Raw genomic sequence first — 17,467 nt, 5'->3', positions numbered from 1 at the left:
GGACAGGTTCCGCAAGCGAGGGAACGAGCGAGGGAAAGGGCGTCGGGCTCATGAGCAGGCGATCGGTGACAGTGCGGGTGGCCCGCTGGAGCGCGGGACACCCCTGGCGGGCGATCGGGTTGTGGATCGTCTTCGTGGTGGCGTGCACGGTGCTCGGCGGCGCCCTCGGCACGAACAAGGCGACCGACCTCGACCAGGCCGCGCGGGAGGCGGGCACCGCCGGACGCGTCGCGCACGCCCACGGCGTGACGCCGCCCGCGGTGGAGAACGTGGTCATCACGTCCCGGTCCGGGGCGCTGCCCCGCGCCGAGGCCCAGCGGGCGGCGACCGACGTCACCGCCGCGCTGCGGGCGATGCCGCAGGTCGCGAAGGTGGACGCGGCCGTCCCGAGCAAGGACGGCACGGCGCTGCTCGTCCCGGTGACCCTGGCCGGCGACCCGCTCACCGCCAAGGACCGCGTCCAGCCGGTCCTGGACCGGACCGCGACCGTGCAGAAGGAGCATCCGGGGCTGCGCGTCGAGCAGACCGGCGCGGCGTCCATCGGCAAGGGCATGTCGGAGCTGATCGCGAAGGACCTCGTCCGCGCGGACGGCATCGGGTTCCCGGTGACGCTGCTGATCCTCGTCGTGGCGTTCGGCGCGCTGATCGCCGCCGGCGTCCCGATCCTGCTCGCGATCACCGCGATCGGCGGCGCGACCGGGCTGACCGCGCTGGTCTCCCACCTCGTCCCGATGTACGACACCGCGAGCAGCATGACGATGCTGATGGGGATGGCCGTCGGCGTCGACTACTCGCTGTTCTACCTGCGCCGCGAGCGCGAGGAGCGGATGCGCGGGGCGCACCACCGGGACGCGATCGAGATCGCGGCCGCCACCTCCGGGCACGCCGTGGTCGTGTCGGGCGTCGCGGTGATCGTCGCGATGGCCGGGCTGTTCCTCACCCAGAACGTCATCTTCACCTCGCTCGCCACCGCCGCGATCGTCGTGGTCGCGGTCGCGATGCTCGGCTCGCTCACCGTCCTGCCCGCGATCCTCGCCAAGCTCGGCCCGCGCGTCGACAAGCCGCGCGTCCCGGTGCTGTGGCGGCTCACCGCCACCCGCGAGAACCCGCGGCTGTGGCGCGCGCTGCTCCGCCCCGCGCTGCGGCACCCGGCCGCGACGCTGCTGCTGGCCGTCGTCGCGCTCGGCGCGCTGGCCGTCCCGGCGCTCGACATGAACCTGCGCTCGACCACCACCGACCAGCTCCCGCGCGCCATCCCGGCGCTGCGGACCTACGACCGGCTCGTCGCCGCCTACCCGGACCAGTCGACCGAGCACCAGATCGTCGTCCGGTCGGCTCCCGGCGAGGCCGCCGAGGTCCGTACCGCGCTGACCGACCTCGCCAAGCGGACGAGCGGCGACCGGCTGTTCATCGCCCGCGGCCCGCGCCCCGACATCCGCGCCTCGGCGGACGGACGCGTCCAGACGCTCACGCTCGCCACCCCGTACGGCATGAACAGCGGCCAGGCCCGCGACGCGGTGAACGAGCTGCGCGGCGACCTCGTCCCGGCGACGGTCGGCAGGATCGCCGGCGCCGAGCACTGGGTCGGCGGGGACGCCGCCGCCTCGATCGACTTCGGCAAGCAGATCTCCGAGCGGCTGCCGCTGGTCGTCGCGTTCGTCCTCGGGCTGACCTTCGTGATGATGACGCTGATGTTCCGGTCGGTCGTCGTCGCGCTGACCGCGATCCTGGTCAACCTGCTCTCGGTGCTCGCCTCGTTCGGCGCGCTGGTGCTGATCTTCCAGCACACCTGGCTGGAGAAGCCGCTCGGCTTCCACAGCACCGGCGCGATCGTCGCCTGGATCCCGCTGTTCCTGTTCGCGGTCCTGTTCGGCCTGTCGATGGACTACCACGTCTTCTTGGTCAGCCGGATCCGCGAGGCCGCCAGGGCGGGGCTGCCGACCCGGCGCGCGGTCGCCGAGGGCATCGCCGGATCGGCGGGCACCGTGACCAGCGCCGCGGTGATCATGATCTCGGTGTTCGCGATCTTCGGGGCGCTGCGCCTGATGGACATGAAGGAGATGGGCGTCGGGCTCGCCGTCGCGGTGCTGATCGACGCGGTCGTGATCCGGATCGTCGTCCTGCCGTCCGCGATGGTGCTGCTCGGCCGCGCGAACTGGTGGCCGGGACGGATGTCGCGCAGGGCCGCCGCCCCGGCCGGCGACCGGATCCCCTCCCGCGTGCCGGTGAGCTGACGATCCCCTCGCATACGGGACGAGTCCGGACGGGAACCGGGGCCGACGCGACAAGCGGCCCCGGTTCCTGGACAATGCACGGGCGACATCCAGGGGAGAAAGCGAACCGACACGTGACAGTCACCAGCCAGAACGCCGCCGAGCAGGCCGCGCCGCGGCCCATCACCGCGCGGATCGCCGAGGAGCTCGGCGTCAGGGAGGGGCAGGTGCGGGTCGCCGTCGAGCTGCTCGACGGCGGGTCGACCGTCCCGTTCATCGCCCGCTACCGCAAGGAGGCGACGGGCGCGCTCGACGACACCCAGCTCCGCGACCTGGAGGAGCGCCTGCGCTACCTCCGGGAGCTGGACGAGCGGCGCGCCGCGATCCTGGAGTCGATCGAGGGTCAGGGCAAGCTCACCGACGAGCTGCGGGCCCAGATCGTCGCGGCCGACTCCAAGGCGCGGCTGGAGGATATCTACCTCCCGTACAAGCCCAAGCGCCGCACCAAGGCCCAGATCGCCCGCGAGCAGGGCCTGGAGCCGCTCGCCGACCTGCTGCTGGACGACCCGACGCACGAGCCGTCCGAGGCCGCCGCCGGGTACGTCGACGCCGAGAAGGGCGTCGCCGACGCGTCCGCCGCGCTGGAGGGCGCCCGCGCCATCCTCGTCGAGCGGTTCGCCGAGGACGCCGACCTCATCGGCTCCCTGCGCGAGCGCATGTGGACGAGCGGACGCGTCGTCTCCAAGGTCCGCGAGGGCAAGGAAGAGGCGGGCGCGAAGTTCTCCGACTACTTCGACTTCGCCGAGCCCTTCACGAAGCTGCCGTCCCATCGCATCCTCGCCCTGTTCCGCGGCGAGAAGGAGGAGGTCCTCGACCTGGACCTCCAGCCCGAGATGCAGGACGAGGAGCCCGGCGTCCGGTCCGCGTACGAGACCGAGATCGCCGCCCGGTTCCGGATCGCCGACCAGGGGCGGCCGGCCGACAAGTGGCTCCAGGACGCCGTCCGGTGGGCCTGGTGCACCCGGATCCTCGTCCACCTCGGCATCGACCTGCGCACCCGGCTGCGCCAGGAGGCCGAGGACGAGGCCGTCCGCGTCTTCGCCGCCAACCTCAAGGACCTGCTGCTCGCCGCGCCCGCCGGCAGCCGCACCACCATGGGCCTCGACCCGGGCCTGCGCACCGGCGTGAAGGTCGCGGTCGTGGACGCCACCGGCAAGGTCGTCGCGACCGACACGATCTACCCGCACGAGCCGCGCCGCCAGTGGGACGCCTCGCTCGCCACCCTCGCCAAGCTGGCGAAGGAGCACGAGGTCGATCTGATCGCGATCGGCAACGGCACCGCGTCCCGCGAGACCGACAAGCTCGCCGCCGACCTGATCGCCGCGAACCCCGACCTCAAGCTCACCAAGATCATGGTGTCGGAGGCGGGCGCGTCGGTGTACTCGGCGTCCGCGTACGCCGCCCGCGAGCTGCCGGGCCTGGACGTCTCGCTGCGCGGCGCGGTCTCCATCGCCCGCCGCCTCCAGGACCCGCTCGCCGAGCTGGTCAAGATCGACCCCAAGTCCATCGGCGTCGGCCAGTACCAGCACGACGTGTCCGAGGTGAAGCTGTCCCGCTCCCTCGACGCCGTCGTCGAGGACGCCGTGAACGCCGTCGGCGTGGACGTCAACACCGCGTCGGTCCCGCTGCTCACCCGCGTCTCGGGCATCGGCGAGAGCCTCGCCGCCTCGATCGTCGCCCACCGCGACGAGAACGGCCCGTTCCGCACCCGCGACGGCCTGCGCGGCGTCGCCCGCCTCGGCCCGAAGGCGTTCGAGCAGTGCGCGGGCTTCCTGCGCATCCCCGGCGGCGACGACCCGCTCGACGCCTCGGCCGTCCACCCCGAGTCCTACCCGGTCGTCCGGCGCATCCTGGACGCGGCGGGCACCGACGTCAAGGCGCTGATCGGCAACACCGCCACGCTCCGCTCGCTGAAGCCGGAGCAGTTCGTGGACGACAGGTTCGGCCTGCCCACGGTCACCGACATCCTCGCCGAGCTGGAGAAGCCGGGCCGCGACCCGCGCCCGGCCTTCAAGACCGCGACCTTCAAGGAGGGCGTCGACAAGCTCGCCGACCTCCAGCCGGGCATGATCCTGGAGGGCGTGGTCACCAACGTCGCCGCCTTCGGCGCGTTCGTCGACGTCGGCGTCCACCAGGACGGCCTCGTCCACATCTCGGCCATGTCCAGCAAGTTCGTCGAGGACCCGCGCGACGTCGTCAAGCCGGGCGACATCGTCCGCGTCAAGGTCCTGGACGTGGACCTCCAGCGCAAGCGCATCTCGCTCACCCTCCGTCTGGACGAGGAGACCCAGCAGAAGCCCGCCGACCGCCCCCGCAACAACCAGCGGGGCGGCGGCGGTCAGCGCGGCGGCGGAGGCCAGCAGCGCCGCCAGCCCGGCAACGGAGGCGGCGGCCGCAACCGCCAGGGCGGCGGCAACGCCCCCGCCGGCAACAGCGCCATGGCCGACGCCCTCCGCCGAGCGGGCCTCGACAAGGGCCTCCCGAAGCAGGACCGCCGAAAGAAGTAGCACCCGAGCGCGGCGTCGCGAGGCGACGCCGTGCTCGTAGCGCTCTGCCCAGGTTCGGGGGCTCCTGCGCGGAGCGCTTCGCGCGGTGGGGCGGGAAAGTGAGCCTCCGGGCCGTGGCGTCGCTGGGCGAGGGCACGGCCCGGAGGCTGGGAGGCGCGGAGCGCGTGTGGTCGGCACGCGCTCGGCGCTGGCCGGTGGGGCAGGCGCGGCTGCCGGTGGGTCAGGCGGGGGCGGGCTGGCCGCAGTTGGCGCAGAAGCGGGCTCCGGCGGAGAGCTGGGTGCCGCAGCCGGCGCACTGCGGGGGCTGGGCGGCGACCGGCCGGCCGCAGCCCATGCAGAACTTCGCGCCCGCCTGGTTGCCGGTGTTGCAGGACGTGCAGACGATCGCGGCGGCGGGCCGGGCCTGGGGCTGGGGCTGCGCGGCGGCGGCCTGCTGGCCGAGGCCGAGGCCCGCGGCGAGGAACGCGCCCGCGTTGGCGCCGCCGCCCTGCGCCATGCCCTGGCCCGCGCCGAGCGCCATCTGGCCCGCCGCGTAGTTGTTGAAACCGCCCGCGAGCTGCGAGTACTGGACGTCGCGGGCGAGGCGCTTGAGCTCGTTCTCGTCCTCGGGCGTGAGGTTGACGTCGAAGTTGCCCATGCGGGTGATCGCGACGCCGTAGGCAGCGAGCTGGTTGTTGCCCGCCGCGATCGCCGCGTTCTCGATCTCCTGCGAGTAGGCGGAGAGGCCGAGAATGGGCCAGCCGTTCCGGACGATCTGGGTGGTCACCCCGGAGCGCAGCGCCTTGAGCAGCTGGTCGCTGACCCAGGCGGCGACGCGCTCGTTGTCGGTGAGGTCCACGGTCCCGGCGAGGTTGATCACCAACCGGGCCGGGTCGGTGACGCGCAGCGCGTAGTCGCCGAAGACGCGCAGGGTGACGATGAGGCCGCTCTTCGGGTCCTGGACGTTGTCGATGCGCCCGCCGAACGTGAACGCGGTGAACTCGCGGGTGTGCACGAAGTACAGCTCGGCGCGGTAGGCGTTGCCGCCGGTCAGCCGGTCGATGACCGCGCCGAGGCCGGGCAGCTCCTCGGCGTCGATGGTGTGCCGTCCGGGGCCGAGCATCTGGACGATCTGGCCGGTGTTGACGAACATCGCCATCTGGTCGGCGTTGACGATCGCCTTGGTGAACCGGCGGATGTTCACGTCCGGCCATTTGAAGACCAGCTGCCCCTTGCGTTCATCCGGCACCGCGATGAATTCCCGCTCGAACCAGGCCATGACCGATCGTCCCCTCCACTGCGCCGGAAAGCCCCGAACGGATACTAACCGTGCCTGCTACGTTCTTCCCGCGAATAGCGCCGAATCCGGCCGGAGAAAAGTAAGCGCCGGGTTAATGCGGCGTGAGAACGGTGAATTCCGGGGAGCGGGAACAGCGGTGGAGAGAATTCAGTGCCGGTGGTGCCGCGGGCAGAACCCGCCCGGCACGATCAGCTGCCTGACCTGTGGCGCGCCGCAGAACGAGGCGGACCGGGTCAGCGACTCCGGCTGGCGCGAGGCGCCCCGGCTGCGGGACATGACCGAGTTCCGCTTCGGCGCCAGCACCTGCCAGGTCGAGGGGGAGCTGGTCCCCGTCGCCGAGGTCGCGCTCGGCCAGGGCGACGCGGTGTACTTCGAGCACCACGTGATGCTCTGGAAGGACGAGCACACGCCGCTGTCCGCCTACAACACCGGCGGCGGCCTCAAGCGCTCGCTCGCCGGGATGCCGCACATCGTGACCGTCGCGTCCGGCCCGGGACGCGTCGCGTTCTCGCGGGACTCCCCGGGCGAGCTGGTCGTCCTGCCGCTGCACCCGCAGATGGAGCTGGACGTTCGCGAGCACGCGTTCCTCGTCGCGTCCGGGACGATCGGCTACTCGTTCGTCCGGATCAAGGGCCTGGCCAACATCCTGCACGGCGGCAACGGCATGTACATGGACCGCTTCGTCACCCAGGGCTATCCCGGCCTGCTCATGCTGCACGGTTACGGGAACGTCTTCGAACGGGTGCTGCGGCCGGGGGAGAAGATCCTCGTCGAGCCCGGCGCCTTTCTCTACAAGGACTCCACCGTGCAGATGCAGGCGGTGCAGATGAATCTCAAGACCGGCCTGCTGCGGCGCGGGATGTACCTCGCCGAGATGACCGGACCCGGCCGCGTCGGCATCCAGTCCATGTACGTCCACCACCACTCCGGGTGAGGCGTCCGTGACCACACCGCAAGGCTCCCAGCGCTACGTCTGCCGCTACTGCCGCCAGCCGAGCGACCCGTCCGCGCGGACCTGCCCGCTCTGCGGCGCGCCCGTGGACGTGCGCGCGTCGGTGAGCGTGTCCGGCTGGACGAAGCAGCCCGCCGTCCGCGACATGGCGCACATCCAGTTCGGCCAGTCCCGCTGCCAGATCGAGGGGACGCTCGTCCCGGTGGCCGACTTCGCGCTCGCCGCCGGGGAGTGGATCTACTTCTCGCACAAGAACCTGCTGTGGGCCGACCCCGCGGCGCAGCTGTCCAACATGGGGCTCAAGGGCGGCTGGAAGCGGATGATGGCCGGCCTCCCGCTGGTCATGCTCGTCGGCCAGGGGCCGGGCCGGATCGCGCTCTCCGACAACCACGCCGGTGACATCGTCGTCCTGCCGCTCCAGCACGGCCAGGCGATGTGGGTGCGCGAGCACCGCTTCCTCGTCGCCACCGGCAACGTCGCCTACGACTGGACGAGCACGGGCATCTGGTACGACACCCGCAAGGGCGACGAGCGCGAACGGCACTGGCCCATGGGCCAGTTCGGGGACGTGTTCACCGCCCGGAACGGGCCGGGCCTGCTCCTGCTGCACGCGCCCGGGAACACCTTCGTCCGCGACCTGGCGCCGGGGGAGCCCCTGCTCGTCCAGCCCAGCGCACTGCTTTACCGGGACGTGACCGTCCAGGCGCACCTGCACCTGGAGTATCCGCGCAACATGAACGGACGCGGCCTGAGCGCCCTGTTCGGCAACCGGTACAGCAACCGGAGCATCTGGGCGCGGCTCATCGGACCGGGCCGCGTCGCCGTACAGTCGGTGTACGAGAGGCCCGAGGACGCCCTCCCGATCGCCAGGCATTCCAGGGCCACCAGCCGCAACTGGTAACGTCCCTCAGGTTGACCGGAAGCCGGGGACCGCGGTCGGTGGACGACCCGCCGATGTCCACGGTTCCCCCGGTTACCCCATAGACTTGGCGCGCATGGGCGAGGAGCCGGGGATTCGGCGTGCCCGCCCTGTCCGCGAGCCGGAGAGTAACTGACACAGGCTGAGCAAGCGCGTCGAACGCCGCGGCGAAGACAGTGCCCGATCAAGGAGACCTACCCCAGTGAAGACCGATGTCGAGGAGCTGACCCCCACGCGGGTCAAGCTCACCGTCGAGGTACCGTTCGACGAGCTCAAGCCGAATCTCGACAAGGCGTACCAGGAGATCTCGCGCCAGGTGCGGATCAAGGGCTTCCGGCCCGGCAAGGTCCCCGCCCGCCTGATCGACCAGTACGTGGGCCGGGGCGCGGTCCTCCAGGAGGCCGTCAACGACGCCCTGCCCGAGCTGTACGGCCGCGCCGTCGAGGAGAAGGAGATCTTCGTCCTCGGCCAGCCGGACGTCGAGGTCACCGAGCTCGACGACAACGAGAAGTTCGCCTTCACCGCCGAGGTCGACATCCGGCCGAAGTTCGAGGTGCCGGACTACGACGGCCTGGAGGTCGTCGTCGAGGACGGCGAGGTCACCGACGAGAAGGTCGCCGAGACCCTCGACAACCTCCGCGAGCGCTTCGCCTCCCTGACCACGGTCGAGCGCGCCGCCGAGGCCGGCGACTTCGCCACCATCGACATCACCGCCGAGATCGACGGCGAGGCGGTCGAGGACGCGGCCACCACCGGCTTCTCCTACGAGGTCGGCAGCCAGGGCGCGATCGAGGGCCTCGACGAGGCCGTCACCGGCCTGTCGGCGGGCGAGTCCAAGACCTTCTCCTCCAAGCTCGTCGGCGGCGAGCGCGCGGGCGAGGACGCCGAGATCACCGTGACCGTCCAGTCGGTCAAGGTGAAGGACCTGCCCGAGGCGGACGACGAGTTCGCCCAGCTCGCCTCCGAGTTCGACACCATCGACGAGCTCCGCGACGACATCCGCACCCGGCTCGGCCGCCAGGTCAAGCTGCAGCAGCTCTCCGACGCCCGCGACAAGGCGCTGGAGGCCCTGCTGGAGAAGGTCGAGATCCCGCTGCCGGACGCGGTCGTCCAGCAGGAGATCGACCGCCGCTACCAGCAGCTCGAGCAGCAGCTGCAGATGGCGGGCATGACCAAGGAGGACTACCTCAAGGACGAGGAGAAGTCCGAGGAGGAGTTCGACCAGGAGGTCAAGGACGCCGCGGCCCTCGCGGTCAAGGGCGGCTTCGTCCTGGACCAGCTCGCCGTCCAGGAGGAGCTGGGTGTCGAGAACGAGGAGCTCAGCGAGTACGTCGTGACCCAGGCGATGCAGATGGGCGTGGCGCCGCAGCAGCTCGCCCAGTACCTCACCGAGAACAACCAGCTCCCGGCGATCGTGTCGGAGGTCCTGCGCAGCAAGGCCCTGAACCTGATCGTCGAGCACGTCGTGCTGAAGACCGAGTCCGGTGAGACCCTCGACGTCGAGGCCATCCAGCGCGAGCTGAACGGCGGCGAGACGGTCGAGGCCGCCGAGGAGGCCCCGGCCGACCAGGCCCAGGAGATCGCCGACGCCGCGGCCGACGCGGACGCCGCCGACGAGGCCGACCGCGAGCAGGCCGAGAAGGCCAACGCCGAGGCCGAGGAGAAGGCCGCCGCCGAGGAGAAGACCGACAAGGACGCCTGAACGCGCCCCTGACGCCCGAACCGCCCCGCCCCTTCACCGCGAAGGGACCGGGGCGGTTCCGCTGTCCCGGCGGCCCGCACGGCCCCGCGGCGGGGACGGGCGCCCCGAGCGGGCCGGGGATACGCGATCAAGGCCCGTTCTCGTCATCGGTACGCCCCCAGCGAAAAGGAGGGGCCACGGGCTTAACCGGGGGGCCGGGCGCGTTAATGTCCAATCATCCGAACCGATTAAAGGACCGGAGGAACACCCGGTGAGCATGCCTCCGACTTTCGACGAGTCGTCCCGGATCCAGGCGCGGGTGGCCGAGGCGCCGCTCCTGCCCCTGGGCGACCAGCTGTTCCAGCGGCTGCTGCGCGAGCGGATCGTCTTCCTCGGCCAGCAGGTGGACGACGACATCGCCAACCGCATCTGCGCCGAGCTGCTGCTCCTGTCGGCCGAGGACGGCCGCCGCGACATCACGCTGTACATCAACTCGCCCGGCGGCTCGGTGACGGCCGGCATGGCGATCTACGACATCATGCAGTACGTCCCGAACGACATCGTGACGGTCGGGATGGGCCTGGCGGCGTCGATGGGGCAGTTCCTGCTCTGCGCGGGCACCCCCGGCAAGCGCTACGCCCTCCCGCACGCGCGGATCATGATGCACCAGCCGTCCGGCGGGATCGGCGGCACGGCGTCCGACATCAAGATCCAGGCCGAGCAGATGCTGTACGTCAAGAAGACGCTCGCCGAGAAGATCGCCGACCACACCGGTCAGTCGCTGGAGCAGATCGAGAAGGACTCCGACCGCGACCGCTGGTTCACCGCCGAGGAGGCCAAGGACTACGGCCTCGTCGACCACGTGGTGCTCAGCGCCACCCAGGTGCCCTCCGAGGGCCCGGTCAGCTGACGGAACGTCCGGAGAAGCGGAGGCACATCAAGTGAGCGAACTGTACCGGCCCCAGATCCAGGCGGGCGGCGGCGTGATGCCGGTCGACAACCGCTACATCATCCCGTCCTTCGTCGAGCGCACCACGTACGGGGTCAAGGAGATGAACCCGTACAACAAGCTCTTCGAGGAGCGGATCATCTTCCTCGGGGTGCAGATCGACGACGCCTCGGCGAACGACGTGATGGCGCAGCTCATCACGCTGGAGTCGATCGACCCCGACCGCGACATCAGCATCTACATCAACTCGCCCGGCGGCTCCTTCACCGCCATGACGGCGATCTACGACACGATGCAGTTCGTCAAGCCGGACATCCAGACGGTCTGCATCGGCCAGGCGGCCTCGGCCGCCGCGGTGCTGCTCGCCGCGGGCACCCCCGGCAAGCGCGCCGCGCTGCCCAACTCGCGGATACTGATCCACCAGCCCGCGACCGAGGGCACCTACGGCCAGTCGTCCGACATCGAGATCCAGGCCCGCGAGATCATGCGGATCCGCGAGCAGCTCGAGGACATCCTGGCCACGCACTCCGGGCGGGACCTGGAGGAGGTCCGCCGCGACATCGAGCGCGACAAGATCCTCACGGCCCAGGAGGCCAAGGAGTACGGCCTGATCGACGACGTCTTCGTCAGCAGGAAGCGCAAAGCCGAGGTAGTGTCGTCCTGATAGACGGCGCTCACGGCGTCCCCTCGGGAGGGCGCGTTGGGCCCCCGCCCGGCCGGGAGAGTTCCGGGCGGGGGGCTTAACAACCCACTGCGAGGCGGTAACGTCGAGTCCAACGCCTGGAGCCTCCGGGACCAGACCGAGCCGCAGCGGATGGCCCTACGGGCCGCGGCCCCACGAAAAGGAGACAGTTGGGTGGCACGCATCGGCGACGGTGGTGACCTGCTCAAGTGCTCGTTCTGCGGGAAGAGCCAGAAGCAGGTCAAGAAGCTCATCGCGGGTCCGGGCGTGTACATCTGCGACGAGTGCATCGATCTCTGCAACGAGATCATCGAGGAGGAGCTCTCCGAGACCTCCGATCTCAAGTGGGACAGCCTGCCCAAGCCGCGGGAGATCTACGAGTTCCTGGACTCCTACGTGATCGGGCAGGAGACGGCCAAGAAGGCCCTCTCGGTGGCCGTCTACAACCACTACAAGCGGATCCAGTCCGGTGACACGGGCTCGGGCGACGGGGTCGAGCTGGGCAAGTCCAACATCCTGCTCCTCGGCCCGACCGGATCGGGCAAGACGCTGCTCGCGCAGACGCTCGCCAAACTCCTCAACGTCCCGTTCGCGATCGCGGACGCCACGGCGCTGACGGAGGCCGGTTACGTCGGCGAGGATGTCGAGAACATCCTGCTGAAACTGATCCAGGCGGCCGACTACGACGTCAAGAAGGCCGAGACCGGGATCATCTACATCGACGAGGTCGACAAGATCGCCCGCAAGAGCGAGAACCCGTCGATCACCCGGGACGTCTCCGGTGAGGGCGTCCAGCAGGCGCTGCTGAAGATCCTGGAGGGGACGACCGCGTCGGTCCCGCCGCAGGGCGGCCGCAAGCACCCGCACCAGGAGTTCATCCAGATCGACACCACCAACGTGCTGTTCATCTGCGGTGGCGCGTTCGCCGGCCTCGAGAAGATCGTGGAGTCCCGGGTCGGCAAGCAGGGCATGGGCTTCGGCGCGGTGATCCGCTCCAAGTCCGACTTCGACGAGTCCGCCGCCGTCCTCGGCGACGTCATGCCCGAGGACCTGCTGAAGTTCGGGATGATCCCCGAGTTCATCGGCCGCCTGCCGGTGATCACCAGCGTCCACAACCTGGACCGCGAGGCCCTGATCAACATCCTCACGGTGCCGAAGAACGCGCTGGTCCGCCAGTACCACCGGCTCTTCGAGCTGGACGGCGTCGATCTGGAGTTCACCGACGACGCCCTGGAGGCCATCGCCGACCAGGCGATCCTGCGCGGCACCGGCGCCCGCGGCCTGCGCGCGATCATGGAGGAGGTGCTCCTGTCGGTGATGTACGAGGTCCCGTCCCGCCAGGACGTCGCCCGCGTCGTGATCACCCGCGAGGCCGTCCTCGAACACGTCAACCCGACCCTCGTCCCGCGCGAGCGCAGCAAGCGCGAACCCCGCGAGAAGAGCGCCTAGAAAGACCAATGGGGAAGGACCGCCGCCCCTCCGGGGCGGCGGTCCTTCCCCATGCGCCCGGCTCCTATCCGCGCGGTTGTTTGTGCGCGGGGGTCCTTCCGCGTGCGCGCGCGGCTCGTGTTCGCGCGGTTGTTCGTGCGCGAGGGTCCTTCCGCGTGCGCGGGCATGGCTTCTGTCCGTGCGGTTCGTTGCGCGCGCGGGTCTTCCAGTTCCGGGGCCTAGCCGGGCACGAACGGCGCGGGCGATGAGCAGAATGGTTACGCGCGAAGCTTTTGAGTACGGGGGGCTCCGCCGTTGGCGCAGGGACCCCCGCGCGTAGGCCCCCTGCCGCGCCGGGCGCCCCCGCGTGCGGGGGCGAGAAACCCCGGGGAAGCGCGCTTCACGCCCCGCGCGGAGGGCGCTTTGCGCCCGGAGCGCGGGGCTAGGTTTTGCCGGAGTCGCCGAGGCCGGCTTCTCGGGCCATGACGATCGCCTGGGCGCGGTCCGCCACGTGGAGCTTCATGAAGATGTTCGAGACGTGGTTGCGGACGGTCTTGGTCGACAGGAACAGCGCGGACGCGATGTCGGCGTTGCCGCGGCCCTGCGCGATGAGTTCGAGGACCTCGCGTTCCCGCTCGGTGAGCTGGGGGAAGGCGTGCTGCCTCGGGTGGGGCATGCCCGCGAAGTAGGTCAGGACGCGCCGGGCGATCTCCGGGCCGTAGATGGCCTCGCCCGCCGCGACGGCCTTGACGGCGCGCGCGATCTCCTCGGCGCCGGACTCCTTCAGCAGGTAGCCGCGGGCGCCCGCGCGCATCGCGGCGAACACCGAGTCGTCGTCCTGGAACATGGTGAGGACGAGCACGCCGGTGCGCGGGCTGGTGCGGGTGATCGTGCGGGTGGCCTCCAGGCCGTTGCCGCCGGGCATGTGGAGGTCCATGACGACCACGTCCGGCCGCAGTTCGGCGGCCAGCCGGACGGCGTCCGGCCCGCTCTCGGCCTCGCCGACGACCTCGACGCCGAGCGCCTGGAGGAGGCCGCGCAGCCCCTGCCGGAACACGGGATGGTCGTCGGTGATCAGTACCCGGATCGGTTCGGTGTCCATCTCGCGTCCGTCGTCTCGTCGTCCCCGGCGGCCGCGTCCCCCTACCCGCGCGACGGCGGCCGGCACCGCGCGGGTAGGGGGATGGTACCCGTGCGGGCGGTTACTTCTTCTGCTCGACCGCGTCGCGGAACTGCCGCATGAGGTCGGCGGTGTCGCTGATCGTGGAGCCCGGCTTGGTCGGGACGATCGCGCCGAAGCTGCTGCTGGTCGCCCAGGCGCACTCGGTGATCGTGACGCCGACCGAGCTGAGCTGGAAGCACCCCGCCTTGCCGCCGTGCGGCCCGGCCGAGACGTCCTGCACGGTGGTGCCGCTGGTGCTCGCGGACGACCGGATCCCCTTCATGAAGCCGTCCGGATTGCCGATCGGCCCGGTGCCGCCGAAGAAGATGACGCCGGTCTTCGCGAGGCTGCTGGTGTCGGAGTCCTTGTAGAACGCCGACAGGACGTCGGTGACCTTGCCGTGCGTCGTGCTGCGCATCTGCGACTTGAGGCTCTCCATCTTCGTCGCGAGCTGCGACTCCATGGAGCTGTCGCGGGAGCGGCCGGCGACGGTGTCGGGGGTGGTGATCGTGTACTTGTCGCCGCCCGCGCCGCCGCCGAGCACGGCGATCGCGACCACGGCGATGATCACGATGACCAGGCCGCCGCCGACCAGGCCGAGCACCAGGCCCGCGTTCGACTTGCGCGGCGGGACGCCGGGCGGCGGGCCGAAGCCGGGCTGCGGCTGGCCGTAGCCGCCGGGGGGCTGGCCCCAGCCGGGCTGCTGGTCCTGCTGCGCCCAGCCGGGCTGCTGCTGCGGGCCGGACGGACCGTACCCGGGCTGCTGGGGGGCGGGTTGACCGTATCCGGGCTGCTGGCCGTAGGCGGGCTGGGCGGGCTGGCCGTAGGGGTTGGGGGCGCCACCGGGGGGCGGCGGGTATCCGCCGGGATTGCCTCCCGGCGACTGGGGCGGAGGGTTCCAGCCGCTCACGTTCTCTCCTCGATCCTTGATCTGTTCTGACCCCGCACGTTATACGCGTCCGGGACCCGTAGAATCAGGGGCCGTGACTCAGCCCAGCAACGAGCGCGGCCAGAACGCCGCCGCCGACGTCGATCTGCCCACCCAGTACCAACCGGCGAACGTCGAGGGCAGGCTCTACGAGCGCTGGGTATCGGCGGGCCACTTCACGGCCGACCCGGCCCGGAATCCGGACGCCCCGGCCTACTCGATCGTCATCCCGCCGCCGAACGTCACCGGCTCCCTGCACATGGGCCACGCGCTGGACCACTCCATCCAGGACGCGCTGGTCCGCCGCCGCCGCATGCAGGGCTACGAGACCGCCTGGATCCCCGGCATGGACCACGCGGGCATCGCCACCCAGAACGTGGTCGAGCGCGAGCTCGCCAAGGAGGGCCTGTCCCGGCACGACCTCGGCCGCGAGGCGTTCGTCGAGCGGGTCTGGAAGTGGAAGGGCGAGTCCGGCGGCCGGATCCTCGGCCAGATGCGCCGCCTCGGCGACTCGGTCGACTGGACGCGCGAGGCGTTCACGATGGACGACGCGCGCGCCCGCGCCGTCCGGACGATCTTCAAGCGGCTGTTCGACGACGGCCTGATCTACCGCGCCGAGCGGATCATCAACTGGTGCCCGCGCTGCCTCACCGCGCTGTCGGACATCGAGGTCGAGCACTACGAGCGCGAGGGCGAGCTGGTCTCGATCCGCTACTCGGACGAGATCGTCGTCGCGACCACCCGCGCCGAGACGATGCTCGGCGACACCGCCGTGGCCGTCCACCCCGAGGACGAGCGGTACCGGCACCTCGTCGGGACGACCGTGGAGCTGCCGCTGACCGGCCGCCGCATCCCCGTCGTCGCCGACGAGCACGTCGACCCCGAGTTCGGCACCGGCTGCGTCAAGGTCACCCCGGCGCACGACCCGAACGACTTCGAGATCGGCCGCCGGCACGACCTGCCGTCCCTGTCGGTCATGGACGAGCGCGGCGTGATCACCGCGCACGGCCCGTTCGAGGGCATGGACCGGTTCGAGGCGCGCCCCGCCGTGGTCGCCGCCCTGCGCGCCGAGGGCCGGATCGTCAAGGAGGTCCGTCCCTACGAGCACTCGGTCGGGCACTGCCAGCGCTGCTCCACGGTCGTCGAGCCGCGCGTGTCGCTCCAGTGGTTCGTGAAGGTCGAGCCGCTGGCGAAGGCCGCGGGCGACGCCGTCCGCGACGGCCGCGTCGCGATCCACCCGCCGGAGATGGCGGCCCGCTACTTCGAGTGGGTCGACAACATGCACGACTGGTGCATCAGCCGCCAGCTCTGGTGGGGGCACCGCATCCCGGTCTGGTACGGCCCGGACGGCGAGACCGTCTGCCCCGGCCCGGACGAGGAGCCGCCCGCCGGCTGGACGCAGGACACCGACGTCCTGGACACCTGGTTCTCCTCGGCGCTGTGGCCGTTCTCCACGCTTGGCTGGCCGGACGCCTCGTCCGCCGACCTGAAGCGGTTCTACCCGACGTCCGTGCTGGTCACCGGGTACGACATCCTGTTCTTCTGGGTCGCCCGGATGATGATGTTCGGCCTCTACGCGATGGACGGCGTCGAGCCGTTCAAGACGATCGCCCTGCACGGCATGGTCCGCGACCAGCACGGCAAGAAGATGTCCAAGTCGTTCGGCAACGTCGTCGACCCGCTCGACTGGATCGACCGGTACGGCGCGGACGCCACCCGGTTCACGCTGCTGCGCGGCGCGAACCCCGGCGGCGACGTCCCCGTCGCCGAGGACTGGGCGCAGGGTTCGCGCAACTTCTGCAACAAGCTGTGGAACGCCACCCGGTTCGCGCTGATCAACGGCGCGCACGTGCGCGGCGAGCTGCCCGCCGAGGTCTCGACCGTGGACGCCTGGATCCTGTCCCGGCTCCAGCAGGTCGCCGCCGAGGTGGACGGCCACCTGGAGTCGTTCGACTTCGCCAAGGCGTGCGAGGCGCTCTACCACTTCGCGTGGGACGAGGTCTGCGACTGGTACGTGGAGCTCGCCAAGGTCCAGCTCGCCGACTCGCGCGCCGCCGCGACGCAGCGGGTGCTGGGCGAGGTGCTCGACAAGCTGCTGCGGCTGCTGCACCCGGTGATCCCGTTCGTCACCGAGGAGCTGTGGACGTCCCTGACCGGCGAGGAGACGATCGTCCGCGCCGCCTGGCCCGCCGCCGACCCCGCCCGCGAGGACAAGGCCGCCGAGCTCGTCGTCGAGTCGCTCCAGCGCCTGGTCACCGAGGTCCGCCGGTTCCGCGCCGACCAGGGCCTCAAGCCGGGGCAGAAGGTCGCCGCCGCGCTGGAGTGGGGCGGCTCGCCGCTCGAGTCCCACGAGGAGGGCGTGCGGGCGCTGCTGCGCCTCACCCCGCCCGAGGACGGCTTCACCGCCACCGCGTCCCTGCCCGTCGAGGGCGTCGTCGTCCGGCTCGACACGGCGGGCGCGATCGACGTGGCCGCCGAGCGCAAGCGCCTGGAGAAGGACCTCGCCGCCGCCCGCAAGGAGGTCGAGCAGACCTCGAAGAAGCTGGCCAACGAGGCGTTCATGGCCAAGGCCCCGGAGGCGGTCGTCGCCAAGAACCGCGGCCGCCTCGCCCAGGCCGAGGCCGACATCGCCCGCCTGGAGGCCCAGCTGGCGGCCCTGCCGGCCGGCTGACGCCCCCGCTCTTCGCGCTGCCTCGCACCGTCTCGC

The 17,467-nt window shown here is 71.1% G+C and carries 12 protein-coding genes; 9 read left to right on the top strand and 3 right to left on the bottom strand.

Features of this window, described 5'->3' with window-relative positions:
* The first annotated feature begins 65 nt into the window (after positions 1-65).
* Positions 66-2,234: an MMPL family transporter gene (locus ACFPCY_RS28475; protein ID WP_378260010.1), complete on the top strand. Its 2,169-nt coding sequence runs from the start codon at positions 66-68 to the stop codon at positions 2,232-2,234.
* Positions 2,235-2,308: 74 nt separating this feature from the next.
* The gene (locus ACFPCY_RS28470) at positions 2,309-4,780 is read left to right on the top strand and encodes a Tex family protein (protein ID WP_378260008.1); all 2,472 of its coding nucleotides are present in this window, start codon (positions 2,309-2,311) and stop codon (positions 4,778-4,780) included.
* 220 nt (positions 4,781-5,000) lie between these two features.
* Here ACFPCY_RS28470 and ACFPCY_RS28465 read toward each other — a convergent pair whose 3' ends face one another.
* Entirely contained in the window at positions 5,001-6,038 is a 1,038-nt protein-coding gene (locus ACFPCY_RS28465) for an SPFH domain-containing protein (RefSeq protein WP_378260006.1), read from the bottom strand.
* Between the two features lie 157 nt (positions 6,039-6,195).
* On the opposite strand from ACFPCY_RS28465, the gene ACFPCY_RS28460 reads away from it, so the two are divergent.
* From ACFPCY_RS28460 to clpX, 6 genes are all read left to right on the top strand, one after another.
* On the top strand, positions 6,196-6,993 hold the full coding sequence (locus ACFPCY_RS28460; protein ID WP_378260005.1) for an AIM24 family protein: 798 nt from the start codon (positions 6,196-6,198) through the stop codon (positions 6,991-6,993).
* Between the two features lie 7 nt (positions 6,994-7,000).
* On the top strand, positions 7,001-7,912 hold the full coding sequence (locus ACFPCY_RS28455) for an AIM24 family protein (protein ID WP_378260003.1): 912 nt from the start codon (positions 7,001-7,003) through the stop codon (positions 7,910-7,912).
* Between the two features lie 220 nt (positions 7,913-8,132).
* A complete protein-coding gene (tig, locus tag ACFPCY_RS28450; RefSeq protein WP_378260001.1) occupies positions 8,133-9,632 on the top strand; it encodes a trigger factor in 1,500 nt (499 codons plus the stop codon).
* Positions 9,633-9,888: 256 nt separating this feature from the next.
* A complete protein-coding gene (locus ACFPCY_RS28445; RefSeq protein ID WP_378260698.1) occupies positions 9,889-10,521 on the top strand; it encodes a ClpP family protease in 633 nt (210 codons plus the stop codon).
* Between the two features lie 76 nt (positions 10,522-10,597).
* Positions 10,598-11,224 carry an ATP-dependent Clp protease proteolytic subunit gene (locus tag ACFPCY_RS28440; protein ID WP_301324159.1) on the top strand — a complete coding sequence of 209 codons (627 nt, stop codon included), beginning with the start codon at positions 10,598-10,600 and terminating at the stop codon, positions 11,222-11,224.
* 192 nt (positions 11,225-11,416) lie between these two features.
* Positions 11,417-12,691, top strand: coding sequence for an ATP-dependent Clp protease ATP-binding subunit ClpX (gene clpX / locus ACFPCY_RS28435; protein WP_378259999.1), 1,275 nt, complete (start codon positions 11,417-11,419; stop codon positions 12,689-12,691).
* A 421-nt stretch (positions 12,692-13,112) separates the two neighbouring features.
* Here the strand turns inward: clpX and ACFPCY_RS28430 are convergent, their stop codons facing one another.
* Both ACFPCY_RS28430 and ACFPCY_RS28425 read right to left on the bottom strand, forming a co-directional pair.
* A complete protein-coding gene (locus ACFPCY_RS28430; protein ID WP_378259997.1) occupies positions 13,113-13,772 on the bottom strand; it encodes a response regulator in 660 nt (219 codons plus the stop codon).
* A gap of 100 nt (positions 13,773-13,872) precedes the next feature.
* Positions 13,873-14,742 (bottom strand): hypothetical protein, encoded by an 870-nt coding sequence (locus ACFPCY_RS28425; RefSeq protein WP_378259995.1) that lies wholly within the window; start codon positions 14,740-14,742, stop codon positions 13,873-13,875.
* Between the two features lie 73 nt (positions 14,743-14,815).
* On the opposite strand from ACFPCY_RS28425, the gene ACFPCY_RS28420 reads away from it, so the two are divergent.
* A complete protein-coding gene (locus tag ACFPCY_RS28420) occupies positions 14,816-17,431 on the top strand; it encodes a valine--tRNA ligase (protein WP_378259993.1) in 2,616 nt (871 codons plus the stop codon).
* Positions 17,432-17,467 lie beyond the last annotated feature (36 nt).

It is taken from the genome of Actinomadura gamaensis, from assembly GCF_042652125.1.
In the GTDB taxonomy this organism is placed as follows: Bacteria; Actinomycetota; Actinomycetes; order Streptosporangiales; family Streptosporangiaceae; genus Spirillospora; species Spirillospora gamaensis.
This window is presented reverse-complemented; position numbering and strand designations above follow the sequence as displayed.